This is a genomic window from Blautia wexlerae DSM 19850 (genome assembly GCF_025148125.1).
Classification (GTDB): domain Bacteria; phylum Bacillota; class Clostridia; order Lachnospirales; family Lachnospiraceae; genus Blautia_A; species Blautia_A wexlerae.
Window position 1 is genome coordinate 2,876,027 of sequence record NZ_CP102267.1, and the last position, 25,908, is coordinate 2,901,934.

The window sequence follows — 25,908 nt, forward strand, 5'->3', positions numbered from 1 at the left end:
GGATGTTTCCACCCGGCCGGTCTGTTCTCGTTATTCTGTTATCTTGCATCTTCTGTCCGTCTTGGATTCTGCAGACAGGCATAGGTGCTTTTGTCATACCGCCATGCCTTATCCCCGTCCAGATTGGCAAGCAGATGCTTCCGCACATTTTTATACTCGTCCCCGATCAATCCGAGACGAAGTAGAAAGGTACGGAATGTAAATGCCGGGTTATCCCCGATCTCCGTCTTTTTGGCATGGGTACAGGATTGGTTGATCGCCTGTGCGGATATGGCCAGTGCCAGCGTAATGTTTGACCGGACTTTTCCTGCATGGAGGGTGCTTTCAAAACAACGCCATTCCAGTGTTCCCTTGGAAAAAACAGCGTGTAGGTTTAATGCATAATACCTTGTCCAGTTGTAATGCTCGGAGCTTCCGTCATTTCCCTCATACCATGCCCTTTTGAATTTTTCCATCGTGATGGTGCTGTTTGGCATCCGGCGGATCTTCTCCAATACCATAGGACGGACTTTCTGGCAATACTCATCTTCCCTTCTGGTCTGTACATTTAAGGCTTTGAACAGAATATCCTCTTTGCAGTACATGATCGTCAGTGCATTTTTCAGACTCCTTGGTGTATGATTGGATGCGTCCACATGGACATGCATGCCACAGGATGAATTGACAAAAGCACCTGCGTTTTTGACACACCGCACCACTTCCTGGAGTTTCCCCATTTCCGAATATTCCAATTTCGGGGATACCATTTCCGTGGCATAGTCGCTGTCAGCATTCAGACATCTTCCGTGAGATTTGTACTGACAACGGATACTGGAATCATAGGAAAACTTCCAGACCTTTCCATCCGGGTCTTTCACACACCATGAGCTGTAAGAGCGGATGGAATATGGCTCTGTTCCGAACATTCTTCCAACAGCGGCAGCCGCCTTGTAACGGCTGATGCCTGTCATCTCAATCTCTGTACCGAAATACTGGTTTTTTAAGTCGATCTGCTTCACCCACCCTTCGCTTCTGGAACAGGTGAGCTGTTTCGGATCTCTTCATCCACGGCTTTCAGGTTTCTGCCTATTGCTTCGATGACATTGACGGTGACACCGTTCCCGGCCTGCTTGTAAAGCTGGTTATCCGATGTTTCTTTTTCCATCTTGGAAATCTGACCATCCCAGTATCCCTGCAGCCGTAGACACTCCCTTGGCGTCAGCCTGCGGATTCTGCCGTGGTAAATCACTCCATGACGGTCAGTTGCCGTAATGGTGAACATTGGCTCTTCCGGTTCTTTCATTCTTCTTCCATTCTGGCGGACTTTTTCCCTGGCTGGTGTCAGCACTGCCCTTGGCGTTTCTTCCACCAGCACCCCGGAACTTTCGCCTCTGTGGTTATGGATGCTGGAATCCTGTCTGGTATTCAGACATCTTGCAACGTCTGTCACCAGCGGCGGAGGGGAGATATCTACAAAATGCAGTGTTCCCTGCTGGTTTCCGGTCGTGAGGGTATGGGCGATTTCATGCCCGACTCTTCCCCTGCGGCTGTTGATACCCGGATAGCCGAGGTCGATGCTATCACCCTCATAAGCCATCTTGTATCCTTTTCGGGTGTTTTCCTTGATTGGGATACCGACTTCGTATAATCCGGTCTTGCCGCCCATACCACCAGCCCCGCTGGTCAGCGTGCAGCTCAGTCCTTCTTCTGCGTAGACTCTTTCTCCCTGTTTGCCAGCATGGACTTGTATAAGAGCTGTTCCATTTGCTTTTGGGAAAGGTAATATTTTTCCGGCACATCTTCCATCAAGATATCCGACAATATACACCCGCTTCCTTGACTGGGGGACTCCGAAATCCTTGCTGTTAAGCACTTTCCATTCGACATGATACCCCAGTTCAGATAGCGTACTGAGGATGGTGTGAAACGTCCGCCCTTTGTCATGCGAAAGCAGACCGGGTACGTTTTCAAGGAGAAAATACGCAGGTCGTTTGTCTGCAACCAGTCTGGCAACTTCAAAGAAAAGGGTTCCTCTTGCATCGGCAAATCCTTCCCTTCGTCCAGCGATAGAGAATGCCTGGCAAGGAAATCCCGCGCATAAAAGATCAAAGTCCGGCATTCGTTTTGTTTCAATATTTCTTGCGTCATTACAGAACCACTCTCCTTCCGTATCAAACAGCACCCGGTAGTTGTGGTCTGCATACGCGTCTGCTTCACAGTGTCCGACACAGGTGAAGCCCCCTGCTCTGTGCAGTCCTTCTCGGAATCCTCCGATTCCGCTGAAAAGGTCAAAAAATCGAATTGTTCCGACTATCAGCCTCCCTTCGCTGCGAAAAAAACAGTGCAGATTTCTCTGCACCGTCTCAATCTCTTGTTTTCTGTTTTTTGATGTCTATTCTTCTGCTTCCTCTGGATCTGTTGCTTCCGGCTCTTCCGTTTCCAGTTCTGTTTCGGCTGATTCTTCTTCGTCTACTTCTGCTGGCTCTGTTTTCTCTGGATCTTCTGTTTTCGGTTCTGTCGGCTCTTCCTCGGCTTCCGATTCTTCCGGTTCCGGCTCTGTTGGCTCCGGCTCTTCTGCTTCCGATTCTGTCAGATTTTCCTCTGTTCCAGCTTCTTCCAGCTCAGGCTTTGTTGGCTCTTCATCCGGCTCTGGCTCCGCAGGTTCCGTTTCCTCTGCCCCAGCTTCTTCCATTTCCGTTTCTGCTGGTTCTTCTTCCGGCTCTTCCGTTTCTTCTGTTTCCGATTTCCATTTGGCTTCCTCTTTTTCGAGTGCCTCTTCGATCAGTCCAATCAGGAAGTCTTTCTGTTTCATGCCGTTTTTGGCGAGAACTGCTTTCAGTCTGGAAAATAAATCCTCGGTTACCTGTACTGCTACGGTTCTTAACTCTGCCATGTTCGTCTTTTCTCCTTTTCTTGTCATGTGTTCTTCGATTACCATTTCAAGGTATTTTGGTATGCTGATTCCTAACTCTTCGACCTCCAGCTTTAGCCTCTCATGCAGCTCTACCGGAATCTTTCCGCATATGTTTTTCATCTCCACTGCGTTTGTTCTCCTTTCTTTTTTTCTACACACAACATACCCTAAAACATGACAGAAAGCTATTCACAATACCCAACGAATATGAGGCTTTCAAAAGCCCCCAAAGGATGCAGATCTAATAACATTCAATAGGCATCACCCCTTTCAAAAACCGTGATTTATACTAATTTGACTGCTTGAATTTTGGCTATTTTATCACCGGAAAAGACTTGACTTTTTCAGAATGCATTCTCTAATCCGGAGAGAAAATCCAGCATCTGGGATGGGATTTCTTCCTTATTTGAAACACTTTCCCCGGAGCCTGAAATGGAAACACCTGCCAGTTCTTCCCGGATTGCCTGCCGGATGCTTTCCTCCAGCTGGTTGTTTTCCTGATCTTTTAAGATCACCTGAACCAGATAGCTGCTCTTCTGCCCATCCGGAACACTTTGCAGAATCTTCCATGCCTTTTGGTGATCCGGGTTATCAAGGTTCAGGCGAAACGAGAAAACGGGCCTCTTTACTTCGCGCACATCTGCCCCACAATCCGCTCATAGCCGGAAGCGTTGGCGTGTACGTCCGTCAGGTAAATCTGCCGACACAACCCGTCCTGCGGTGTCACGTGCCGTTTCAGAATGCTGGCTCCGCCGCCCATGATCACGGACGGAATTGCTTTCAGATCGAACCCGGATTCCATAATTGCAGACAGTATTTTCTCCGTGTAGAGCCTTCCCTGCCGGACAATAATTTCTTTTGCGGACAGGTCCATGCTGCAGCTCTGGCCGTTCAGAACACGTTCGATCTGAATGTCCGTTACAGACAGTCCGGTATTTCTGCGTACCTGCTCGGTGATCTCATCCACGCACCGGATCACACCAAGCTCCAGGCTGCGGCAGGTAGCGGCGTTTGGAACACTGTTGTCCAGCCGCATCAGGTCTACGGTCCAGCCACCGATGTCTGCGAGAAGAACAGAAGGCTCGTCCCGAACACATTCCGGGTGAAGAGCCAGGGCAGAGTATCCCTGTGGGAACAGTTTTACATCCTGAATCCGGATCTCATAGCTCTCATCCTCGTACCGGAAACGCAGAGGCTGCTCTTTCCGAAACAGATATTCCCGGAAACCTTTTTTCTCCCTGCCAAAACTTGCCAGTGGGAGGCCGGCTGCCAGAACCACATCTGTTTTCCTCTCTCCCCGGCGGTAGCGGATCTCCTGTGCAATGGCTGCCATTGTCAAAAGATAATAATTGTCATTGGAAGTCTTGCTTCTCACCAGCGTCTGCCGCCCAGTTCCACACACATAAAATTTCCCATTGTACTGCAGGACATTCTGCATGGTATACGGCTCATAATCGTACCCGGTCAGTCCAGTCGGGAAACACACATGGGGAGTTTTGATGGCATAATATCCATGATCGATTCCTATAATGATAAGTCACCACATCCTTTCAGGTTTTTCTTGTTCTTTTCCAGCAGGTGGTCTTTTGGTCTGGAAAAAGAAAAAGGGCAGAACCCCGAAGAGCCCTGCCCATGATATTTGCATTAGTTTACGTTGCTATTTATTGTTCGTTATTAAAAGCGAATACTATTGTTTCTAGTAATTTTTTCATATTTTTCCATTCTTCTGTTTTAAAAACTTCATCACCTCTCTCAATTTTATTACGCATTTCATGAAACTTATGCTTTATATCATCTTTATAAGAAATCACTCCTTGATATAATGCTTCTTCAACATTATTTTTATTTCGTATTCGTTTTCTCGATTCCCATTCAATTGGATAATAGTTCCCACCAGTTTTTATAATGGAATCTGGCAAATACAATTCAATAGAAGCAGCTTTCTTGTTAATGTCATCAGGCACAATTTTCCCATTAGGTGCAATAGTTGGGTATTTATGAAACATTGTAATTTCTGGATATAATAATATTCTAAAATTTGCCGGCCAGTTTTTTATTTCATTTAATAATGAGCATTTACTAGAATATCCCTCTGCATCATTATCAAAAATTGCAATAAAATTTGCTCTAATTTTTGAAAAATAAAAAGTTTTAAGATTTTTTATTACATATGATGTTCCTCCATCTCTTTTTCCACCAGATTCATCACTGAAATCCATAAAATAAAATAAATCTGAAAGATGAGGATATAACTGTGACATCGCAAATTCTAAAATATCTTTATCGCTTGACCCTTCAACAAGAACAATTGTTTTTGAAACGTTCTCTGTCGCTGCTAGTGCTTTGGGAATACAATCATCTGCCCAATTATCCAAATTTGAGAAATCCAATATTATCTCCATATCATTTGCACAATATTCTAGTATAAGTCTGTATACATATTTATAATTGATTATTTCAGGATTTAAAGCATAAAATGATTCGCTATCCTCATCTTTCAAAGAATAAAATATAACTTTGTCACACTCTGTTGTAATATTAACCTCTGAAAGTGTTCCTCCAAATTGTATGTTTCCATTTGCAAGTTCATAAGAAACAATTTTTTTCATTGCATTTTTCCATTTTTTTAATGAAACATTTTTCTTAATCCGAATTTCATTATTCTTGTCCTCTTCATCATAATCTCCCTGTAAATGATACAAAAAAGATGAGTAGTCTACTACTTGAACCATTTCATCATTAAATATTTTTTCAAAATTATTAAGTCCAAATCCCTGTGCATCTAAGCGTTCTTTTGCACGCCGAACAGTCGTCCTATACATATATTTAGTGTATGTTCCGGCATCTTTATCATCATCGTCTATATTACAATTATTTACTACAATAAGGTCATTTTTTGAAAAAAACAGACTAACGATTTTGCTATCCAAATAGTTTCTAAACCAATGTAATGATAAATTTCCAATTACTATATCTGCATATTCACTCATAATTAGCTTCACACCTTTTCGCTTCATTATTCTTTTACAAATTCATAAAATACAAATCTGCTCTATTGATAATGATATCACAAAAATGTTCTACTGCATATTTTAATTCAATTTTTGAATCCATTCTCTGCTTTCTTTGGGTGCATTTTTACAAAAATTCTGCATCCACATTTTATGCAAGCTAATTTCTGATTCTGTATTTCCTATGTTTCCAACACAGCCCCCCATTTCCTGAAGTGCTTCCAGACAATCCCATTCCTTTTTGAACTCTCCTGCAAATTCCATCCACACTTTTATATGGTATTCCTTAAAACCAAAATGGTAAATCAAGTAGGTCAACCTGTCAAAATCAGCTAACGGCATTTTTTCTTTTTTCAGCAATAACCTTTTATCATGCTCGCTGCATAGATATAAAAATGCAAGCTGTTCTATCTTTGCCTGCTCCATATATTTCTCCCTTCTCTTCTATTTTGTCTCACTTTTACAACCGATTCTACCTTGTCCAATCGTTAAAATCAATACAGATGGTGCAAAAAGTGAGACAAGCCATCCTTTTACCAGAGAGGAAGAGATTTAAAATGCCAAAGCCAAGGACACAGTCTGGTGAGAAGAATCTGATCAGCCAACGGTTGATTGAGCTTCGCAGGACTCACAATATGTCTCAGCGTGATCTTGCCTATAAACTCCAGTTAGCTGGTTACGATATGGATAAAAATGTAATCACCAGAATCGAAACAAACAAGCGTTATGTCACTGATCTTGAATTAAAAGCCATTGCTGAAATCTTTCAGGTTTCATACATATTTCTCATTGATGGCAAAGACGAATAGAAGTGACAAATGGGGAAGTTCAATCGTGCTTCCCCATTTTATCCGTCCTTATTACAGATTCAGTAGTTCTAAGATTTTCTGCATACCGGCCTGATATAAAGATTCCGCATATAATATCCATCTTTCACTGACTTCAGTAACATATGCGTCTATCGTTTTTCGCTTTTCTTTTGCTAATCCCATTGTCTGAACCTGTTCTTCATATTTTGATATTTTTTCCAGCATTCCCTGGTACGCTATATTTTCTTTCAGCTGTTCTTCGACCTCATCAATCCAGGTATCCAGCAGCAATTCCAGCAGTTTCTGTGTGTCACCGTCATCCTTTCCCAGTATTGCTTTTTTTATTTTCCCCAGCATAGCTCCATAAGAAATCATTTGAGCCTGTCCCATATAAAAATGGTACTCTTCTTCTATCATTTCCTTTTCGCTCTCCAGTTGGAAATATCGATGTACTGCCTTATGCTCTTCTTCCGTTAGGCTGATTGACTGATTCGTCTCCATAAATGTTTCTATCACTGGATACTTCTCTGTAAGTTCCAGTATTTTCTTTTGCAGTCTCTGGTATTCCGCATCATGCTTTTTCAGATAGGTGCATACCTGTTCTCCTATCCGTATCCCCAGGCACTGCTCATTCCAGATAATATCTGGCTGTGTTGTCATATCGGTGTCTCCCTTCTGTGTAGTTTTCCTGTTCCAAGCACAAGACTATACCACACTTCTGGAAGAAAGCTATTCATCAAACCTACTGAAATCTCCTGGCAGATCCTGTGCAACCTATCCCTTTTCCCACAAAAAAACTGGTATGAAAGACTCCTTGTTCTCTCATACCAGCTATCTATTTCTTATTTAACTGAATACACATTCTTTTCTATTCTCTGTGTATCCTGTACTTATTTATGGCAAAAATCAGACTACAGACACGCTATACACTCTTATGCTACATAATCCAGTTTACTGCATCCTGGTTCGAATGTCACATTGAAAATTCCAACCTGAGAAGTAGAAATCGGTGCAAGAAAACTCCTGCCCGAAAAATACTGTGCAAAGCCATCGTTTGGTGCACCAATTGGAAATACCATCTCTTTTGCATGCGCCCGCATCGCTTCCTCTTCGTATGGCAAATCTCCTTCGCCTGTTTCCCACACTTCCTTTGCAAGATTGAAAACAGCCCATGCTTTTGGCCAACCTGCATAGAATGCGGCATGTGTGATCACTGCAGCAATCTCTTTTTGTGTCACACCATGATTTTTTGCATTTTGAAGATGATATCTTAAAGAAGAATCCGTAATTCCGGAAGCCATCAGAGCAACCACTGTAATAATGCTTCTTGTTTTTACGTCGATGTCCTGATTATTCCAGTTTTCGCCGAAAAGTACATCATCGTTAAAATGTGCAAATTCCGGTGCGAATTCACCAAGTGTATTTCTCCCTGCTGTCTGTACTATTTTTCCCATATTCTGTATACCTCCATAACGCTGTTATTTATAAAGAGTTTACCCATTCAGTGATTTCCTGTTTCGTTCCACAATTTAACAGTCTGCCTTCTGTAATAACTGCGTCTGATGCAGATGACTGCAATTCTTTCACAGTGTTCCCAAATCCACTTCCTCCGGATGTTGCAAAAAGCACAATCTTTTTACCACTGAAATCGTAAGCTTCTAAAAATGTATTGATGATTGTCGGAGCCACATACCACCAGATTGGGAATCCCAGAAGGATCTCGTCATAAGAACTCATATCCATCTCTTTTTTCATAATCGCCGGTCTATATTTTTTATCACTCATTTCCACACTGCTTCTGGATTTTTTATTCATCCAGTCAAGATCAAGCTTTGTATATGGAACTTTCGGCTCAATCTCAAACAAATCCGCTTTTGCTTCCTCTGCGATCATCTGTGCTACTTTTTTTGTTGTTCCGCTTGCACTGAAAAATGCCACTAATTTTTTACTCATAATAAAAAGCCCCTTTCTATACGTATTTTTCACAAAAAAATAGATGTATAAGATTTACATTCATCTTACACATCTATTTTAAGCTCTATCGCTTCATTATGTCTAATGCTTATATTGAATTTTGTTTTATGCCTGAAAAGCATTAATCTCCTCGATCATTTTACGGACTGCCAAAGAATATGGGATATTCCGTCGCCAGGCAATCACCGTACTAGTCTTGATTTCAGGAGAAATTCTTCGCTGTACAAGAATATCCTCTCGCCAATACTTTGCAGCACCCTCAATTGAAATTGGATACCCCAGTCCATTTGCCGCCATAACTCCGGCATTCGTTCCAAGATTACTCGTAAAAGCAATCTGTAATTTTGAAAAGTCTTTCCCAAACCAGTTGGCAAGTTCACTTTGAACGTTCATTCTTTCCGGCAGGATCAAGGGCTTTCCAATAAGATCTTCTTTTTTTATAAACTCTTTTTCTGCCAGCGGATCATCCGGCCGCATTCCGACACACCAGTGATCGCAATCTGTGATCCGGATATAATCCAGCCCTTCGGTGTCCACCGGCTCCATGAATAATGCAATATCTACAAGTCCTTTGTTCATCATCTCATACACTGCATCTGCTGTTGCAGTATGCAATACAATCTGAACCAGCGGATATTTTTCTTTATATGTTTTACATATCTTCGCCAATGTCTCCACTGCTGCAAATTCACCGCATCCAATGGTTATCGTGCTCTCTACAACCTCTTCTTTTCCTTTCAGTTCCTCAAGCGTCCTTTCCTCAAGATTAAGAATCTCCAAGGCACGCCTTTTTAATAAAATTCCTTCATCAGTGAGCGATATTTTCTTCCCGTTTCGAATAAATAATGTTATTCCCAGGTCCTCTTCAAATGCCGCCATTTGTCTGGATAGCGTTGGCTGGGTAATATGCAATTGTTCTGCTGCTTTTGTAAAGCTCTGTTCTTTTGCTACTGTTAAAAAATAGCGTAATAATCTTAATTCCATATCTTTATATTCCTACAAATTTTTCTTGTAACCATTCTATCATATTGCATCCCAGACATATCTGCACAAAATACCGTGGGTTATTTTTGGGTTATTTTCTAACCGCCTATGCCCTTCAGACTGTGATTTTACTGGCTTTTGGGCGAAGCTTTCAAAGAGTACCGTGGCATATAAATAGTATTTTTATCATTGTTCTTATAACGCCTCTTCCTTTTCCACTATTATAGCTGATCGTACTTGGCCGCACTCCCTTTTGCCTTATCTACCGGATACTTTGCTTCATTCTGCGACATCTTCATATTTATGATTTCATCTGCATCCAGTTCCAGTTTGTCTAACAGATTCTGACTATAAACCAAAACATCCGCCAATTCCTCCTTGACATGTTGCAGATCATATTCTTCATCAGACCACTGAAAACACTCTAATAACTCTGCTGCCTCAATTACGATTGATTTTGCAAGATTTGCCGGCGAATGAAACTGATCCCAGTTTCGATCTTCTGTAAATTTTCTAATTCTGTCTATTGTTTCATACTTCATAATTAAATACTCCTTTATTTTGCTACTTCTAACAATGCTTTCTGACAAAGTGAAATTATTCAGTTCAGCATTTTCAGACACGCTCTAATGTTTCATCAACACTATTTTATACATGCAGATTTTTCTGCATCTCTTCTTTAAATTCTCTTCCTTTAAACAATATCACTGCTACAAGAAACAGGAAACATATTAACGCTCCAAACATACTTACTGTTGGATTTTTCACCACTTTGCATAAGAGTAAGATTCCCGGAAGAATCAATCCGTATCCGGCAGCCATAATTTCGTAAATAAGATACTCTCGCACAGGACATTTCCGCACCTTAGCGATTACAAACATCGCTGTAAGTGTAGATACACTCATGATCGGCAGCACAAAATCTACAGACCAACTGTGCCAACCGGTCAGTGCATCCCATATAAAGCAGATAATAGTACCGATAAAAAGCTGCCACATCGCATTTTTCAGCAGATTATAGCGTTTAAAAAATCCAATCGATGAGGCAATCCACATTGTCACAACGCCTCCGGCTGTGAATAAGGTCCAGCGAATTCTAGGATGGAAATTATACTCCGTAACAAGCATTGCTGCAACAATTGCAATACACAGAAAGCTATAAATTTTATAGACTTTCATTTCCTGTTCGCTTGGCTCATCTGTCTTTGGAAATTCAGGTTTTACTTTTTCAGATGCAATTCCCTGTTCTTTTAACAAGCGATAAAAATTACGTTCAATGTTCACTGTGTCGTATCTGGATGTAAATGCAAATGATAATTTATCCTGAAAAGAACACAAACACAATTCAAACTTAGGAGTGTTTGTGTACACACCAAATCGTTCAATATAAGGCACATAACTCGCATGCATTTTAACCGCACTCATATTAGAGAAGATTGCTGTCGTGTTCTTCTCTGAATATTTTGCCCCGGCCTGAATACATAGATTTTTCAATTCCAAAGGTGCAAGCCTCAGAATCGGATGCAGTTCCAAAGCAAGCAACTCGCTGATATGTGCTGACATCTTTTCTTTTGTCAGTTCTGTCTCAAAAAATTCTTTCGTATATTTCAGTATTGCCTCAAAACTTTGATCTTGTGTAGTAAAATTATATCCCGGCTCGATCCAATTAAAAAAATTCAGCATCGATAAAGACGGGAAAAACTTTCTTAAGTTAACCGGAACCATTAACACGACCGGCTTTTTCTTTTGCATTTTAGACATTTCTTCATTTATTGCCATCATAAATAATGCTGTCAAAAAGACTGTCATAGATACTCCGAGTTCCCTGCTCCGCTTCAATACTGCCTGAACTGAAACAACAGATTCATGGACGTGCAGATGATTTCCATCTTTCTTTCTTTTCCGTATCTGGAAAGCATGTAGTTTTCTTTTTTTCGGTCGTTTCTGATCTTTTGAATAATATTTCAAAAAACTATCAACTTCTTGATCTTGTACCGTCATATCTTCTGGTAACAATGAAACTGCTTCTAATCCATTTACTTTGTGAATAAGATAGAGATAATTTTTTACCAGTTCTTTTAAAAATTCTGTCGCTCCTGTGCCATCTGTCAATACATGGAATACTTCGAAGTTGATTCGTTTTTTATAATAGGTTACTTCAAAAAGCAGTGTCTTCTTATCCTTTATATAGAGTCTACTACAAGGCTCTTTGTACTCTTCCTTTACAATCGGTCGTAAATTACATGGCTCAAGATAATGCCAGAATAATCCTTTGCGAAGCACCATTAAAAACGTAGGAAATATTTCTATTGTCTGATTCAATGCTTCCTGCAAAACGTCAGGATTTACTTCTTCTTTCAATTCGCAGTAAAAACGAAACACTCTCGTATCTTTTTTATTACTGGCAGCAGAATATAATTTTGCTGCATTATCTAGTTTTCTCCAACGTGCTTTTTTCTTACTCACAGTGTTTCCTCTTTCAGAAATTCATTGATATAGGTAAAACTTTCCTGTACATGAAGCTGCTTGATCCCCAACGCAAAATATCCATGTAATGCATCTTTGATCCGATGTATCTCCACATAATTTCCAGCCTCTTTTAAGCGCTTCCCATATGCTTCCCCTTCATCTCGAAGTGGATCAAATTCACATGTAAGAATCAATGTATCAGGTTGATTCGCTAAATCTTCTGCTATGTATGGTGCAAAATAAGGATTCTTCTTATCCTCTTTATTTCTCGCATAAAGATCAATATAATCCTGCATCTTCCCAGCTGTCAAAAGATAATCTGTTCCATTTTCCTTAACAGATGGAAATGGTGAATTTTCTGTATAATCATTATATGTAGCCGGATAGATCAGTATCTGTCTTTTTGGCATAAATTCTCCACAATCTCTAGCCATCAAAGATAATGCTGCACAAAGATTCCCTCCGGCACTATCTCCGATCAATGTAATATTTTCGGGTTTTATGTTGAGCATAAAATCTCCGGAATATAATGTTTTCGCAACGGCATAACAATCTTCCAGACCTGCCGGGAATTTATCTTCCGGTGCCAGTCGATATTCAACTGCAACTACATATTGTCCGGTTGCATTAGCAAGCCGGGCACAAATTCTTTCATAATTATCGATACTCTCTGTAACCCAGCCGCCGCCATGTATAAACAAAAGCATCTTTTTATCTTGAATATTATGTTTCTTTTCTTCACTCTCACGAAAACTTTTTTCAGTTGGAAAGAAAATACGAATCGGGACTGCATGACTCCCGTTATATATTTTCTCATCTATTTTTTTATAAAAAATCTTCATCGGATCCAATCGTTTTAAATCCGCCATATGACGAAATGCTTCTACTTCCACACCATCAAAAGACAGAGCTTTCAAAATCTTCTTCGCTGTCTGATTAATCAATACTATATTCTCCTTATACCCGTTCTTATATCTGTAAAAGACTACGAGCCCATTATATCATAAAGTGCTTATCAAAGTGAATTTAATATTGCAAAAAGCACCAGCCAACTGAATGACTGGTGCTTTTAACATCAATATACTTTATTTTGTATAAACTGTATTCCCTTTTGCAATTACTTCAACAAGCTGAAGTTCCTGGTCAAGAATACAAAGGTCAGCATCATAGCCTTCTTCAACCTTACCTTTTCCTTTGAGGCGAAGAATATCTGCTGGATTAGATGTAATTGTAGAAATAGCTATTTCTAAAGGAATTTCTGTTTTAAATACACATTCCTTTACTTCCTTCAGAAGGCAGCTGGACTGTCCAACGCCCATTCCAAGGAATTCGCCATCACTACTGTACATCGGAAGGCTTCCCTGTCCATCAGAAGAAATTGTCATGCGGTCAGGATTTACTCCTGCATCCAGCATCCGTTTGATACCATTACATACACGTACCTCATCACAGATAGTTTCCCAATAGTCAATATCTTCATTTCCGGTAAAGTCTACTGCTCCGCCTTTCAGCGCATACTCAATCGACTTGCCAAAAAGCATCTCATTTCGATTGATATGTGTTGGCAGTATTTGAGAAGCCGGTATCTCTGTCTCATCTACCACTCGTTCAATAAGATCTAAGCATCTCGGACTGTCGCCAAGATGAACATTTACAATACCTGCTTTCCCAGAAAGAACACCGCCAAGTCTTGTATCCGCAACGACACGCGCAAATTCCTCAAAAGTCGGCTGTGAAGAACGATGATCAGAAATCGCGATTTCTCCGGTTCCAATGATTTCCTGAATCATCATAATATCTTTGACAATACTGTCCGTCAACGTGTGAACCGGAATCTGATAACTGCCTGTATAACAGTATGCAGACATTCCCTGCTCATTCAATCCTTTTGTCTTTGCAACCAGTGCACACATATCACGACCGATTCCATCCGTTCCAAGGCAGCCAACAACTGTTGTTACTCCAAACTTCGTAAGTCCTTCCATAGTTGCTTCCGGAGTACGATTGGCGAATCCACCTTCGCCACCGCCTCCAAGTACATGAACATGACAGTCAATGAATCCCGGAGTTAAAAGTAACCCCTCTCCATTGATTATTTCTGTCTCAGAAAGAAATCCTTCTGCGGATATAGAACCTGCATCTTTAATCTTGACAATCTTATCATTGATTGTAAGTACATCTTTTTTCCCCAGATGCTGTGGGGCATAGACATCAATATTCTGAATTAATTTCATCATAAATCTCTCTCAATTATCAAATGTATGTTTTAGAATCCAATTCCAACTGCAATAAGAATTGTAATGATTGCACCAATCATTAATACACCAAGGAATTTCCACATGAATTTAATCCAGTTAGACCACTCAATCTTTGCAATTGCAAGGGATCCGATCAAACATCCTGATGTAGGAACAATCAGGTTTGTAAATGCATCACCAAGCTGGAATGCAACTACAGCTGTCTGACGTGAAACACCTAACAGGTCTGACAGTGGAGCCATGATCGGCATTGTGATCGCAGCCTGTCCTGTTCCGGATACAACGAAGAAGTTGAATACGGACTGGAACAGATACATAAGTACTGCTGCAACTGCTCCGGAAACTCCAGACAGTGCATTTGAAATATTATACATAATTGTATTAATAACCGTAGGTGTTGTCGGATCAGATCCACCAAGAACCTGCATGATACCCTGTGCCATAGCAACAACAAGTGCAGCACCTATCAGGTCTTTTGCTCCATCTTTAAATGATGTTGCGATATCATTCAGTTTCATATCGTTCAGTTTAAAGATAACTCCAATCACACCGGAAACAATTCCCATAATGAAGAACTGTGTAGCAATCTCCGGCATGTAGTATCCTTGAGTCATAACTCCCCAAACTACCCATACTACTGTAGCAGCCAGTGTCAGAAGAACTAAAATATGTCCAAGACCAAATGAATGTCCTTCGTCAATTCCTGTTTTTTCATTCTGCTCACGGAAATATGCATCGGTCTTATATGCGATTGAGATTGTCGGAGTCTTTTTGATCTTTGATGCATAGAACATAGTCATTCCACAGCCGAGTGCTGTAAATACTACCCACATTACCATACGGAATCCTGCTCCGGAGAATACGTCAATACCTGCAATTCCCTGTGCAATACCTACAGAGAATGGATTCATCCATGATGAACCGAAACCAATCTGTGTTGCAACATAAGTAACAAGAACTGCAATAACTGAATCGTATCCAACTGCTACAAACAACGGACAAAGAATCATAGTAAACGGAAGTGCTTCTTCTCCCATTCCAAAAACTGCTCCACCAAGAGAAAACAATACGAAAAGTATCGGAATCAGCAGTTTTTCTGCTCCCTTTGCCTTACGGATCAATCCAATCAATCCGGATTCAATCGCTCCTGTACGGATCATGATACCGAATGCACCGCCTACTACCATAAGAAATGCGATAATCTCGATTGCAGAACTGCTTACGATTCCGTTATACATATAGTTGAAGAATCCTGTTCCACCATCTCCACTAAAGAGTGCTACTCCTTCTGTTACTACATTTCCTGCATCATCTGTCAGATACTGGAAACTTCCGTCTTTGATTACTGTACGGGTTTTCTCAACACCATTGATCATATACGAAATATCCTGTGTTTCGTAAAATCCCTTTGGTACAAGGAAAGTCAGAAGTGCAGCGACAACAACTACTAAAAAGATAATAATGTAGGTGTCAGGCACTTGAAACCCCTTGTTAAAAGACTTTAACCCTTTTCCTTCTTTTTTGCTCATTTTCGAGTTTCCCTCCCATTTTTGATATACTATATCAGTGTACCATAGAATGCCTAAAATATAACTAAAAATTTACATATTTTATCAATTTTTGTCATTTCCCTGTATTTTTATACATCAAAAGATAGGTGTTTTATTCAATCAATCACATCATTCTGAAATCTTGACAAATGTTCATAAGGTAATATCAGTCTTCCCCTGAACAGTCCGCACCCATCATTGATCAGACTGTTATCTACTGCGGAAAACATATTTACATCCAGATCTGCCAGTTCCAGCTGCAAAAGACGCATGCCCCGTTCATAGGCTTCATCGAAATAAACGCTCTCGCCTTCTGGAATAGCATCACGTCTTGCACGCTCATCCTGCTGTCTCTTCTCATATCCCAGATGATTCGCCGGACCAATTTCCGCAGTGTCATCCATTTTCTGGGTACGCAGCTGCACCTCCATGAAAGAACGGGAACTGTTATCATAAACTGTGATATGTAATGACTGATATCCTTCCCCGCTGGTTCCACAGATATAATCCCGATAATACATCTTCACATCTTCATTAAGAAGCGGCGACGTACTTTTCTTTACTCCATAGGCAGACTCCACCGTAAACCCTCGTTCTTCCAGGAACCCGGGAAGAACATTGGCAATCTCATAAAGATAGCGGATCGACGCCGTTTCCTGATCTTCTCCTGGTTTCAGATGACACTTGGGCATACACAACACAATTCTGTATGCAATAAAATCCCGAAAACAACTGAGTTTATTTTTCAGTTCCGATACAGGAGGATAGGTTCCATGTTTTGTATAATAATCGTAAATATATTCCACAATATAGCCGTTAAATTTCTCTTCTGCCCGGATCAGCGATTTGATCCTTCCTTTAAATGTAAACGCAAGAAACGGATATTCATGAGCCATATATTTATAAAATTCCCGGATCTTCTGGGACTGGGCCGTAAGGAAATCATTGTGTTCTAAAAGCTCTGTGATCTGAATCAGGAAATTCACATGCATCATATCAATCTCATTATGAGTAAGTTTCGCTTCTTTTCTCAGATCCCGGGTATATTTCTGTAAAATTTTTAAAACCGTATCTCCTGAATACAGATAATCATTTAATGTAATCATAAGTTTTTCCTCTTTTGGAGTTATAGCGTGTTTGAAGATTGTAGAAATGATTTTTCAAACACGCTATAATCTATAACCGAAATTTAGTTTTTCATTAATTTTAATGCTTTGTCAATATATCTACTGTTCTGTCAGCCTTTAACCAAACTGCTTCTTTTTCTTCATGAGTAACAAAGATCAACGTCTTTCCCTCCGTCTTTTTCAAAATATAATCAATTGTTTTTGCTCTGGTTTTTTCATCAAGACCTCTGAGAGGTTCATCCATGATCACACAGTCTGATTCAGCCAGCAATGCCCTCAGGATAGATACTCTCCTACGCATTCCTCCACTCAGTTCACGAACCGGTTTCTGCCATATCTCAGTAAGCGCAACTGCTTTATACGCCTCCTCCAGTTCTCTGTCTGTTATTGTTTCTGTACATACCAGTCTTATATTAGAAGCAGCGCTCAGATTTTCACACAGACGATCTTCCTGAAATACTGCACTGAGTTTCCTGTCACTTACCCCTTCTATTTTCCCCTTATCCGGAATATCCAGTCTCAGAAGAAGCCGTATCAGTGTTGTTTTGCCACATCCGGATCTTCCTCTGATACAAGTGGTTTTCCCTTCCGGAAAAACACAGGACAAATCTTGCAGTACCTGCTGTTCTCCGTATGCTTTACTAATATGATCTACCTTTATATCCATATCTCTTCTCCGCCTGTAACAGACCTCATAAATAATGCATTTAAGAGGATTCTCATAAATCAAAATTTCCGTTATCTATGTTCTATCATATAAACTACTCTGCTTACAATTCCAAGAAAACACTTTTCAAATACAAAACTGATCACAATTATCACAATTGTCCACGCAAAAAGATCCGGAGTATTCAGATATATTTTTGCATTATACAGTTTCTCACCAATAGAACCTGAAGGTACTCCGATAACCTCTGCTGCCACTCCTGCCTTCCAGCACATTCCAAGAGAAAGCCTGCATGCTGAGAGAAAATAAGGCAGTACCTGCGATACATAAATATACCTGATCTGTCTTCTGAGATTCACACGAAATACTTTTGCCATTTCCAGTATCTTCCTGTCCGTCTGTCGTATTCCCTCAAGGATATTTGTATATATCACCGGCAGAACCATAAGAAAGGAAATAAAAACTGACAGATTTTTCGAAGGAATCCATATCAAGCACAAAATAATAAAAGATGCCACAGGTGTAGATTTGACCACTGCGATCACAGGTGCTGTCAGGATTTCCACTGTTTTTGACCAATATGCCCACACTGCCAGAAAGATTCCCAGAAGCACAGCCAGAAGAAATCCTGTCACAATGCGTACAAAACTAAATCCGACAGACTGCCAGAAATTTCCGCTGAAAATCAGTTCAAAAAGCTTTCGGATAACAGAAACAGGAGATGCCAGAAGGATCTCCTGTTTCAGATACATACTCGCAAACTGCCAGATTGCAATCCAGAAAAGTACTGCTAATATGCGAATTCCTGTATATTTCGTTCCATTGTCAGTTTTTGCTCTATCGTTTGTAATAGAATGCATCATCCGGCAACTGTCCTCCTATAATCTCAGGATTCTGATCATCCAGGGTTGCCAGATATCCCGAAAGCATGGTTTTCATCTCATCACCTTCAATAAACACAATACTGCAGTCAGGGATTGCTTTCTGTGCAACTTCTTTTGCAATAATATCATGATCTCCTATGATCTGGGCCGCAGCTTCTGTGTCACTGTTGACAAAATCTACAGATTCTTTATAAGCATCCATAAAATCATTTACTTTATCTGCATGATCCTGAACAAACTCATTGTTTGCGATCACAACTCCTGTCACAAGTTTGCTTCCGTCATCCATGGAATCTTCCCACAGTTTGTTCAGATCCAGGGCAACCTTCAGCTTATCGTTTTTCATCAGCGCTGTAGTTACAAAAGGCTGCGGAAGAAGTCCGACTGCTGTCTGATCCTGCACAAGTGCGGAAACTACCTCTGCATGCTCAGATTTAAATTCAACAGTCACATCTTTTTCAGGGTCGATTCCATTCGCTTTAAGAACAGAGTTCAGGGCATATTCCGGAGTTGCACCCTTCCCACTGGCATAAATAGTCTTTCCCTTAAGATCCTCCACAGATTTTACACTGTCTCCATTCTCCACAAGATAGAGAACACCCAACGTATTGACCGCCAGAACACTGACATCCTTATCTGTCTTCTGATACAACGTTGCTGCCAGATTTGCCGGAACAGCTGCAATATCAAGCTTGTCCTGTACTACCATCGGAACAATCTCATCCGGAGATGCAGCAATCGTAAAATCGTATCCGTCTTCATCAAGAAGCTGCGCCATTCCCATTGCTGTCGGACCTTTCAGGGCGCCTATCCGGACAGCATCCGAAGATGATCCTTCGGATGCCCATACGCTGACCTCTCCAGTGTTACCGGCCAGTCCTGCACAGATACACAAAGCCATTGCACAAATCATCAATTTTCTTTTCATTTTACTCAACATCCTTTCTTTATTTAAGAATTTAAAAATCATTTACAGAAATTCAGAAAAATAATACAAATAAGGCGCAAAACTCTGTCTTTATGTCCCTGATTTCAAATCTGCCAGTATTTTTCTTAATTTACTTCCATAATCTTTTCCTGCTGCCCAGCCGCCGCCATAAGGATTTTCCTGGATTCCCAGCCATTCCACGTAAGGTGCAGTCTCTCTTGTCACGTAATCGAAGCGTTCATCTACACATTCCTGATTCAGGGAATCTGTGGAGGCGTAGGCTTTGAGATGCTGAACCTGAGCACGTATTCCTGTTCTTACATCCGGAAATGCGATTCCTTTGACTCCACCTCCGGTTGTTCCAAGACCTGCGAAATTGAACTGGTCGATTCCCGCATCACCACCGAAACTCAGCCATCCGGTTTCCAGCATTGCCTGCGCAAAAACTACTTCACCACGTACATTCTCGGCATTTGCCTCCTCTACAATAATATTGCAAAAGGTATCTATATCAGATGCTCCGCCGCCACTGAGTTCTTCAGATGGGTAAGTGCATCCCTGACTGTTGTATAATGAACACATTTCATCGACGGAAACAGTTGTTCCACCCATGATCGTGTAGTATCCATAAGTATTATCTGTCGGGTCTTCATCAGAGATAATTTCTTCTCCGTTATTTTCTGCATTTTCGAGATATTTGGGTTTGGAGATCTGTCCCTCTCCTGAATGATCAGTTTCCTGACTGTTTTTTTCTGTACTATCAGTTGTTTTTGCTATTGTGTCGTCATCTGGGGTATCTGCAGCATTGTCTGCTACGCTGTTTTCTGTATCAGTGGACGCTGTCCCTTCACTGGCACTTACCAAAGCAGGTGCCCCGAACATCAGGGCACCTGTTATTGTCATAAACAGCCAGAAATATTTTCCCGGCACTTTTTTCATCTTATGCGTTTACCTTTCTCATTGCAGCTTCTACTACATGACCAACCAGTACAGAAGTTGTAACACTTCCAACACCGCCAGGTACAGGTGTAATAGCATCTACGATAGGCTCTACTGCTGCGTAATCAACATCACCACAAAGTTTGCCTTCTGCATTTACGTTGATACCTACATCGATGATTGTCTGGCCTTCTTTTACATATTCAGCACCAACAACACCGGCGCGGCCTGCTGCTACAATAATGATATCTGCTTCACGTGCTACAGACGGCATATCTACAGTTCTTGTGTGGCAGATCGTAACAGTTGCGTTCTTTTTAACCAGCATCATTGCTGCAGGTTTACCAACAACAAGGCTTCTTCCGATTACTACTGCCTTTTTGCCTGTGCAGTCGATTCCGTAATGATCAAGGATTTCCATACAAGCCTGTGGTGTACATGGCGGGAAACCAATCTTCTTGCCTGTGAATACACCGGACATGGAAAGGTCTGTCATACAGTCAACGTCTTTTTCAGGAGCAAGTGCATTCTCGATCACTGCCTGATCCAGATGTTTTGGAAGCGGACGGAATAATAATACGCCGTGAATGCTGTCATCTTTGTTTACTTTATCGATTGTTGCAAGAAGTTCTTCCTGGGAAACATCTTCCGGAAGTAAGATTTTCTCACATGCAACGCCTAAAGTTTCGCAGCGTTTTGTTGCTCCTCTTTCATAGGAGATATCACTTGGGTTTTCACCAACACGGATGATGCAGAGGGTAGGATTTACTCCTTTTCCCTGAAGCTCTGCTACGTTTGCTTTGATTTTCTCGTTTAATGCTGCTGTTACTTCTTTACCTAATAACTGCTTAGCCATTTGTCGTTCCCTCCGAAATTATACGTTATTATTCTATACTGTATCTGAATGATTTCAGCATAACCGCCTCATAAATCATATGCACTCTGTAAAAAATTACATCTAATAAATAACTTTACACTTTATTAAAAGAGACGGAAAACAATACAGAAATTTCTATTTTATTTACTATTATTTCAGTCTGCCAAGTACGCTGTTAAATGTGTCATCTGCGATCTTTGTATATTTCTCAAGCATCGCATCTGCTTTTCTGTTTAATTCTTCTGCATACTCTCTGTCAGCCATGGATTTTGTGTTGATGTATACGTTCAGGCTGGCACCCTGTAATGCTGCTTTACAGAAAGCTGCACCAACGCCTGCATCACTGATGGCAAGCTTAGAGCCTTTTGCACCGAATTCTACGATCAGTTCAATTGCTTCACAGCATTTCTCCATGATCTCCATTGGTACAGAGCAGGCATCTTTTAATACGATTTCCATTACTCTTGCTTTCTCAGCTTTTTCTTCCTCTGTCTCTTTTGGCATTCCATATGCTTTGGATAATGGCTCGAATACTTCTGCATCACGCTCGATCAGACGAAGGAAATCCTTCTGAAGCTGATCACATTTTGCTTTTAATTCATACATTTCTTCTTCCACATCCGCATATTTCTTCTTGCCTACAGTAAGGCTTCCTACCATATTTCCAAGAGCAGTTCCTACTGCACCAACTAATGCAGACGCACCGCCGCCGCCCGGAACCGGAGCCTTAGATGCCAGAACTTCAACGAATTCTGTACATGTACTTGTTGAAAATCCCATTTTTTCTCCCTCTTTCTGTTTATATTTACTTATTTGACTCTGATATTTGCGGATTATTCTGCTGTTTCCATAATCCTGATATCATTTGTCATTTCTGAACGCATTTCAGATATGCTTTCAGAGAACCAATGATCACATCTCCCATAACTGCCATATCCTCTGCCTGGAAAGAGACAGGGAAGTTGTCAGAAAAGAGAATCTGTGAAGACGGCGGAAATTCCTCATCGCCCTCCCAGAGGATCATCTGTATTTTATATTCCGGAAAAATTTCTACTTCATAGGCAATATCTCCATGCTTTACAGGGATGGCACTGATATGCTCCATGATCGCCTTAAAATCTCCCAGACGATTTCCATAGGAAAATGCCAGACGTTTGATACATCTGCCGTCAAACTGTCTTAAATATACTTCTCCCCATGGCATCTCACGGTATGTTTTAAATTTTCCGGAGCTCTCAGATTTCACACCGTTTAAAAGAAAACGGATGGTCAGGATCCTGGCATAGATCATGTTCTCCAGTGGATAAAAGCCTTTATCATCCGGAGTATGTGTTACTTCAAAATCCGGCCATGTGATCTGATACTGTGTTCCAAGAAAAGTTAAAGTCAGTTTTTGGGTTTCTTCATCGTAAGGAATAGACAATCTGGAAGCGATCTCCTTCGGGTCTGCAGCTGCAAACTCCTGAGTGTAATGCTCCCACGGCATTCTTTCCTTACTGTCTTTTTCATAATTTAAGTCATTTAAACTAAATGCCATATAAATCTCCATAAACAGGACAGATCAAAGGGATCCAAAGACCTGTCCTGTTATTTTATTTCTCTAGATATTCATAATTTCTCATATAGAAATTACTGAAATTCATCAGCGGTTCTGAATCTCTTCCATTACAGTTGGGAACATACTTGTATCTGTATGAGGAATGAAACATGCACCTACAAATTCATCCATATAGATTGGCACTGTAGAAAGTTCCATATATGTCATATTGGAAGCAAGTTCATAAGTCTTCTTCTCTGCAGGTGTTGACAGAAGCATCAGATAGGCACCTGTCAGAGATGAGTTACCAATGTAGTGGAATTTCTCGATGGGGATATCCGGGAACATACCAATGTTGACTGCATTCTGCATGTTGATACCGCTTCCGATACCACCTGCAACATACACATCATCGATCATGCTCACATCGAAGTCCAGAGAAGTCAGCATTGTGCGGATTGCTGAGAAGATTGCACCTTTTGCACGAATAAAGTTATCAATATCAACTTCTGTGATCTCAACATCCTTTACAGAACCTGCCTCTTCCTCAAATGCAAGGATATAACTGCCCATTCCATATTTGTCATGTTTGATTCTCTTTCCTTCGCGGATAAATTTACCCTTCGGGTTGATAATTCCGCAGATATAAAGTTCACTGATCACATCGATGATACCGGAACCACACAAACCTACAGGTTTGGTTCCCGGATCACCTACGATCTTGTAGGTAGGCTCCATAGTCTCTTTGTCAATGGTACATGCTTCGATGGCTCCGTCTGTGGCACGCATACCACAGCTGATGTCACCACCTTCAAAGGCAGGACCTGCAGAACATGCACAGCTCATCATAAAGTCTGAGTTTCCAAATACAAGCTCTCCGTTTGTACCAAGGTCGATAAACAGTGAAAACTCCGGCCTGTTCCAGATCTGGCTGACCAGGGTTCCGGCTGTAATATCGCCGCCTACATAGCTTCCGATATTCGGCGCCATAATAATATGAGCGTCTTTATTAATATCAATTCCCACATCAGAAGCAAAGAGGGAATTGGTCTTAAAGAATGCAGGGATATATGGTTCTGTACGTAATGGATCAGAATTAATTCCTGCAAACAGATGATTCATAGTTGTATTAGATGCCACGCACATTCTGTATATGCGGTTTTTCGGGAATTTGGCACTTTTGCACATCTCGTTGATCATCGGATTGATGGTTTCTTTGATCACAGCATCCTGCAGCTTTTGCTGGCCGCCCGGTTTCTGTGATTCTACAATTCGGTTAATAACGTCTGCACCAAAACGGATCTGTCCGTTTCCGGCAGAACTCTTTGCCAGAATTTCACCGTTTTCCATATTGATCAGTACAGCGGAAACAGTTGTTGTACCAATATCGATTGCCAGACCACCGATTACTACATCTTCGTCTTTACCGAAGATATCATACACAAACATATCGTCAGAAGTAGCGCGGATCACACATTTTACTGAAAAATTACTCTCTCTCAATACATCCGGAAGCTTTTTCAGAACTGCATAAGGGATTCTGACTCTGCTGATATTCAGATACTTCCGCAGTGCTCTTGTAAGTCTCTCGTTATCCGGCATTGTGTCATCCAGAGACGGAGGATCCATTGTGACATCCACAACCTCCAGACTGTTTTTCAATTCGATACCTGCAAGTTCTACATCTCTTTTGGCATTTTCAAAAATGGCTATTTCCTCTTTAGAGCTTAAATCAGCTACTTTCATTCTGCTCTTATAGGCAGATGCAATATCAGGTACCAGCACATTTACATCTGCACTGATCTTGCTGCAGCATGCAAGGCGCCATCCTTCCTGATATTCTTCGTCAGAAATATGTAATGTCTTTTTGCTCTCCAGTTCTCCGCTCTTTAACTGGACACGGCATTTTCCGCAGGCTCCGTTTCCAGAACATGGTGCATCGATCGCCACATTGGCTCCACGAGCTACCTCAAGTAAATTGTCCCCCGCATTGGCAAACGCTTCTACCACACTGCCATCTTCGAATGAAAATGTTACCTTAAACATTCGGCAACCACCTTTCTCATAATCGTTAATAGCCTGTAATAAAACAAGGGCCGAAGACCGAAGCCTTCAGCCCCCATAATTATGTATTCAATTCGTATGAAACTGATTAGATTTCCAGATAGGAATCTGCATACAGTGTATTGCCTTTGAATACATCACAGGATTTGATAGTTTCCATCAGACGAAGGTCGTTAGGGTTAACGATTGCTGATGTAAGACCATTCATCATAGCCATTGCTACAAGAGCAGAGTCCATGATCGGACGGATATGTTTTGGCATACCGTTACTGTTGTTAGAAAGACCACCTGTAGAGTTCAGTCCCATTTCAGAGAACATCTTGATAGCTTCAAGAACTTCCATCTGTTTGTCCTGCATTCCTTTTACAACGAGGAATAACGGGTCAAACCACAGATCTTCTGTATCCATGCCCTGAGCCATACCTCTTTCAAGCATGTTCTGGCAGTGCATCATACGCTCATCATTGTCAGCTGCTACCATACCAGAGGAGCAAAGTGCGATACAGATTGCATCATTTGCTGCTGCAAGGTCGATATTGGAAATTCTGTCACCTGCGTCTGCAGAGTTAACGATTGGTTTTCCTTTTGCTCTGTTGTATACAGAAATACCAGCTTCGATAGCTTTCTGGTTTGTTGTATCCAGTGCAAGCGGAACATTATCAAACTCAGACTGAAGGAGCTGAACAGCCCATTTCATTAAGTCTTCGCCATCATTTTCTGCAGGTCCGATATTTACATCGAGGTAAGTAGCACCAGCATCCAGCTGCTGTTTTGCTCTTTTGATGATCGGTTCAGGATCTCTTTCTGTAAATGCTTTGTTTACTGCCGGTGCAGTAGTGGAAAGTCTTTCTCCAATTGTTACGAATTTTGCCATAACCCTGTTCTCCTTTTATATTTATTTATACAGAGAAATCTGACAATTGCAGATCCCTCTGCA

26 protein-coding genes and 1 pseudogene are annotated in these 25,908 nt (G+C 41.1%); 1 reads left to right on the top strand and 26 read right to left on the bottom strand.

Features of this window, described 5'->3' with window-relative positions; all coding sequences use genetic code 11:
- Positions 1–38 precede the first annotated feature (38 nt).
- From NQ550_RS13365 to NQ550_RS13395, 7 genes are all read right to left on the bottom strand, one after another.
- Complete coding sequence (locus NQ550_RS13365; protein WP_044996121.1) at positions 39–950, bottom strand: amidoligase family protein; 912 nt, start codon at positions 948–950, stop codon at positions 39–41.
- Between the two features lie 44 nt (positions 951–994).
- Positions 995–2,296, bottom strand: a complete 1,302-nt coding sequence (gene dcm, locus NQ550_RS13370; RefSeq protein WP_025577048.1) for a DNA (cytosine-5-)-methyltransferase — start codon at positions 2,294–2,296, stop codon at positions 995–997.
- A gap of 75 nt (positions 2,297–2,371) precedes the next feature.
- Positions 2,372–3,013 (bottom strand): hypothetical protein, encoded by a 642-nt coding sequence (locus NQ550_RS13375; RefSeq protein ID WP_330366310.1) that lies wholly within the window; start codon positions 3,011–3,013, stop codon positions 2,372–2,374.
- 224 nt (positions 3,014–3,237) lie between these two features.
- On the bottom strand, positions 3,238–3,531 hold the full coding sequence (locus tag NQ550_RS13380; RefSeq protein ID WP_025577050.1) for a hypothetical protein: 294 nt from the start codon (positions 3,529–3,531) through the stop codon (positions 3,238–3,240).
- A complete protein-coding gene (locus NQ550_RS13385; protein WP_025577051.1) occupies positions 3,519–4,427 on the bottom strand; it encodes a ParM/StbA family protein in 909 nt (302 codons plus the stop codon). Before NQ550_RS13385 ends, NQ550_RS13380 begins: the two co-directional genes overlap by 13 nt.
- Before the next feature lie 127 nt (positions 4,428–4,554).
- Positions 4,555–5,883 carry a HEPN/Toprim-associated domain-containing protein gene (locus tag NQ550_RS13390; protein ID WP_172730311.1) on the bottom strand — a complete coding sequence of 443 codons (1,329 nt, stop codon included), beginning with the start codon at positions 5,881–5,883 and terminating at the stop codon, positions 4,555–4,557.
- A 102-nt stretch (positions 5,884–5,985) separates the two neighbouring features.
- Positions 5,986–6,330 (bottom strand): hypothetical protein, encoded by a 345-nt coding sequence (locus NQ550_RS13395; RefSeq protein WP_025577053.1) that lies wholly within the window; start codon positions 6,328–6,330, stop codon positions 5,986–5,988.
- A 131-nt stretch (positions 6,331–6,461) separates the two neighbouring features.
- Between NQ550_RS13395 and NQ550_RS13400 the strand changes: the two genes are divergently transcribed.
- Positions 6,462–6,713, top strand: a complete 252-nt coding sequence (locus NQ550_RS13400; RefSeq protein ID WP_019162211.1) for a helix-turn-helix domain-containing protein — start codon at positions 6,462–6,464, stop codon at positions 6,711–6,713.
- 51 nt (positions 6,714–6,764) lie between these two features.
- Here NQ550_RS13400 and NQ550_RS13405 read toward each other — a convergent pair whose 3' ends face one another.
- The 19 genes and pseudogenes from NQ550_RS13405 to acsE form a co-directional block, all read right to left on the bottom strand.
- Complete coding sequence (locus NQ550_RS13405) at positions 6,765–7,373, bottom strand: DUF6664 family protein (RefSeq protein ID WP_025577054.1); 609 nt, start codon at positions 7,371–7,373, stop codon at positions 6,765–6,767.
- Between the two features lie 296 nt (positions 7,374–7,669).
- Positions 7,670–8,167, bottom strand: a pseudogene (locus NQ550_RS13410) (carboxymuconolactone decarboxylase family protein); the annotation flags it as partial.
- Positions 8,168–8,195: 28 nt separating this feature from the next.
- Entirely contained in the window at positions 8,196–8,666 is a 471-nt protein-coding gene (locus NQ550_RS13415; protein ID WP_025577056.1) for a flavodoxin, read from the bottom strand.
- 126 nt (positions 8,667–8,792) lie between these two features.
- Positions 8,793–9,671, bottom strand: a complete 879-nt coding sequence (locus NQ550_RS13420) for a LysR family transcriptional regulator (RefSeq protein WP_008703856.1) — start codon at positions 9,669–9,671, stop codon at positions 8,793–8,795.
- Between the two features lie 221 nt (positions 9,672–9,892).
- The gene (locus NQ550_RS13425; RefSeq protein ID WP_008703857.1) at positions 9,893–10,213 is read right to left on the bottom strand and encodes a nucleotide pyrophosphohydrolase; all 321 of its coding nucleotides are present in this window, start codon (positions 10,211–10,213) and stop codon (positions 9,893–9,895) included.
- A gap of 106 nt (positions 10,214–10,319) precedes the next feature.
- A complete protein-coding gene (locus NQ550_RS13430; RefSeq protein WP_025577057.1) occupies positions 10,320–12,137 on the bottom strand; it encodes a DUF6320 domain-containing protein in 1,818 nt (605 codons plus the stop codon).
- On the bottom strand, positions 12,134–13,084 hold the full coding sequence (locus tag NQ550_RS13435) for an alpha/beta hydrolase (RefSeq protein WP_020994037.1): 951 nt from the start codon (positions 13,082–13,084) through the stop codon (positions 12,134–12,136). Before NQ550_RS13435 ends, NQ550_RS13430 begins: the two co-directional genes overlap by 4 nt.
- A 141-nt stretch (positions 13,085–13,225) precedes the next feature.
- The gene (iadA, locus tag NQ550_RS13440; protein ID WP_025577058.1) at positions 13,226–14,374 is read right to left on the bottom strand and encodes a beta-aspartyl-peptidase; all 1,149 of its coding nucleotides are present in this window, start codon (positions 14,372–14,374) and stop codon (positions 13,226–13,228) included.
- Positions 14,375–14,406: 32 nt separating this feature from the next.
- The gene (gene yfcC / locus NQ550_RS13445) at positions 14,407–15,927 is read right to left on the bottom strand and encodes a putative basic amino acid antiporter YfcC (RefSeq protein WP_022380777.1); all 1,521 of its coding nucleotides are present in this window, start codon (positions 15,925–15,927) and stop codon (positions 14,407–14,409) included.
- A gap of 137 nt (positions 15,928–16,064) precedes the next feature.
- Positions 16,065–17,054, bottom strand: a complete 990-nt coding sequence (locus NQ550_RS13450) for a nucleotidyltransferase family protein (protein ID WP_022380776.1) — start codon at positions 17,052–17,054, stop codon at positions 16,065–16,067.
- Positions 17,055–17,154: 100 nt separating this feature from the next.
- A complete protein-coding gene (locus NQ550_RS13455; protein ID WP_025577060.1) occupies positions 17,155–17,742 on the bottom strand; it encodes an ATP-binding cassette domain-containing protein in 588 nt (195 codons plus the stop codon).
- 71 nt (positions 17,743–17,813) lie between these two features.
- Positions 17,814–18,602 carry an ABC transporter permease gene (locus NQ550_RS13460; RefSeq protein WP_008703865.1) on the bottom strand — a complete coding sequence of 263 codons (789 nt, stop codon included), beginning with the start codon at positions 18,600–18,602 and terminating at the stop codon, positions 17,814–17,816.
- A complete protein-coding gene (locus NQ550_RS13465; RefSeq protein WP_025577061.1) occupies positions 18,580–19,554 on the bottom strand; it encodes an ABC transporter substrate-binding protein in 975 nt (324 codons plus the stop codon). Before NQ550_RS13465 ends, NQ550_RS13460 begins: the two co-directional genes overlap by 23 nt.
- 90 nt (positions 19,555–19,644) lie before the next feature.
- Positions 19,645–20,493: a glucosaminidase domain-containing protein gene (locus tag NQ550_RS13470; RefSeq protein ID WP_029676804.1), complete on the bottom strand. Its 849-nt coding sequence runs from the start codon at positions 20,491–20,493 to the stop codon at positions 19,645–19,647.
- A gap of 1 nt (position 20,494) precedes the next feature.
- Positions 20,495–21,349, bottom strand: coding sequence for a bifunctional 5,10-methylenetetrahydrofolate dehydrogenase/5,10-methenyltetrahydrofolate cyclohydrolase (locus tag NQ550_RS13475; RefSeq protein ID WP_008703871.1), 855 nt, complete (start codon positions 21,347–21,349; stop codon positions 20,495–20,497).
- A gap of 171 nt (positions 21,350–21,520) precedes the next feature.
- Positions 21,521–22,150 carry a cyclodeaminase/cyclohydrolase family protein gene (locus tag NQ550_RS13480; protein ID WP_019161830.1) on the bottom strand — a complete coding sequence of 210 codons (630 nt, stop codon included), beginning with the start codon at positions 22,148–22,150 and terminating at the stop codon, positions 21,521–21,523.
- A gap of 88 nt (positions 22,151–22,238) precedes the next feature.
- On the bottom strand, positions 22,239–22,907 hold the full coding sequence (locus NQ550_RS13485) for a DUF3786 domain-containing protein (RefSeq protein WP_025577063.1): 669 nt from the start codon (positions 22,905–22,907) through the stop codon (positions 22,239–22,241).
- A 105-nt stretch (positions 22,908–23,012) separates the two neighbouring features.
- A complete protein-coding gene (acsV, locus tag NQ550_RS13490; protein ID WP_025577064.1) occupies positions 23,013–24,953 on the bottom strand; it encodes a corrinoid activation/regeneration protein AcsV in 1,941 nt (646 codons plus the stop codon).
- Between the two features lie 106 nt (positions 24,954–25,059).
- Positions 25,060–25,845 (bottom strand): carbon monoxide dehydrogenase/acetyl-CoA synthase methytransferase subunit, encoded by a 786-nt coding sequence (gene acsE, locus NQ550_RS13495; RefSeq protein WP_022380768.1) that lies wholly within the window; start codon positions 25,843–25,845, stop codon positions 25,060–25,062.
- Positions 25,846–25,908: the final 63 nt, after the last annotated feature.

Excerpts from the sequence above, each read along its gene's own strand:
- NQ550_RS13365 (WP_044996121.1), bottom strand. The coding sequence starts at position 950 with ATGACAGGCATCAGCCGTTACAAGGCGGCTGCCGCTGTTGGAAGAATG.
- NQ550_RS13375 (WP_330366310.1), bottom strand. The coding sequence starts at position 3,013 with ATGAAAAACATATGCGGAAAGATTCCGGTAGAGCTGCATGAGAGGCTA.
- NQ550_RS13390 (WP_172730311.1), bottom strand. The coding sequence starts at position 5,883 with ATGAGTGAATATGCAGATATAGTAATTGGAAATTTATCATTACATTGG.
- NQ550_RS13395 (WP_025577053.1), bottom strand. The coding sequence starts at position 6,330 with ATGGAGCAGGCAAAGATAGAACAGCTTGCATTTTTATATCTATGCAGC.
- NQ550_RS13400 (WP_019162211.1), top strand. The coding sequence starts at position 6,462 with ATGCCAAAGCCAAGGACACAGTCTGGTGAGAAGAATCTGATCAGCCAA.
- NQ550_RS13405 (WP_025577054.1), bottom strand. The coding sequence starts at position 7,373 with ATGACAACACAGCCAGATATTATCTGGAATGAGCAGTGCCTGGGGATA.
- NQ550_RS13415 (WP_025577056.1), bottom strand. The coding sequence starts at position 8,666 with ATGAGTAAAAAATTAGTGGCATTTTTCAGTGCAAGCGGAACAACAAAA.
- NQ550_RS13420 (WP_008703856.1), bottom strand. The coding sequence starts at position 9,671 with ATGGAATTAAGATTATTACGCTATTTTTTAACAGTAGCAAAAGAACAG.
- NQ550_RS13425 (WP_008703857.1), bottom strand. The coding sequence starts at position 10,213 with ATGAAGTATGAAACAATAGACAGAATTAGAAAATTTACAGAAGATCGA.
- iadA (WP_025577058.1), bottom strand. The coding sequence starts at position 14,374 with ATGAAATTAATTCAGAATATTGATGTCTATGCCCCACAGCATCTGGGG.
- yfcC (WP_022380777.1), bottom strand. The coding sequence starts at position 15,927 with ATGAGCAAAAAAGAAGGAAAAGGGTTAAAGTCTTTTAACAAGGGGTTT.
- NQ550_RS13450 (WP_022380776.1), bottom strand. The coding sequence starts at position 17,054 with ATGATTACATTAAATGATTATCTGTATTCAGGAGATACGGTTTTAAAA.
- NQ550_RS13455 (WP_025577060.1), bottom strand. The coding sequence starts at position 17,742 with ATGGATATAAAGGTAGATCATATTAGTAAAGCATACGGAGAACAGCAG.
- NQ550_RS13460 (WP_008703865.1), bottom strand. The coding sequence starts at position 18,602 with ATGCATTCTATTACAAACGATAGAGCAAAAACTGACAATGGAACGAAA.
- NQ550_RS13465 (WP_025577061.1), bottom strand. The coding sequence starts at position 19,554 with ATGAAAAGAAAATTGATGATTTGTGCAATGGCTTTGTGTATCTGTGCA.
- NQ550_RS13470 (WP_029676804.1), bottom strand. The coding sequence starts at position 20,493 with ATGAAAAAAGTGCCGGGAAAATATTTCTGGCTGTTTATGACAATAACA.
- NQ550_RS13475 (WP_008703871.1), bottom strand. The coding sequence starts at position 21,349 with ATGGCTAAGCAGTTATTAGGTAAAGAAGTAACAGCAGCATTAAACGAG.
- NQ550_RS13480 (WP_019161830.1), bottom strand. The coding sequence starts at position 22,150 with ATGGGATTTTCAACAAGTACATGTACAGAATTCGTTGAAGTTCTGGCA.
- NQ550_RS13485 (WP_025577063.1), bottom strand. The coding sequence starts at position 22,907 with ATGGCATTTAGTTTAAATGACTTAAATTATGAAAAAGACAGTAAGGAA.
- acsV (WP_025577064.1), bottom strand. The coding sequence starts at position 24,953 with ATGTTTAAGGTAACATTTTCATTCGAAGATGGCAGTGTGGTAGAAGCG.
- acsE (WP_022380768.1), bottom strand. The coding sequence starts at position 25,845 with ATGGCAAAATTCGTAACAATTGGAGAAAGACTTTCCACTACTGCACCG.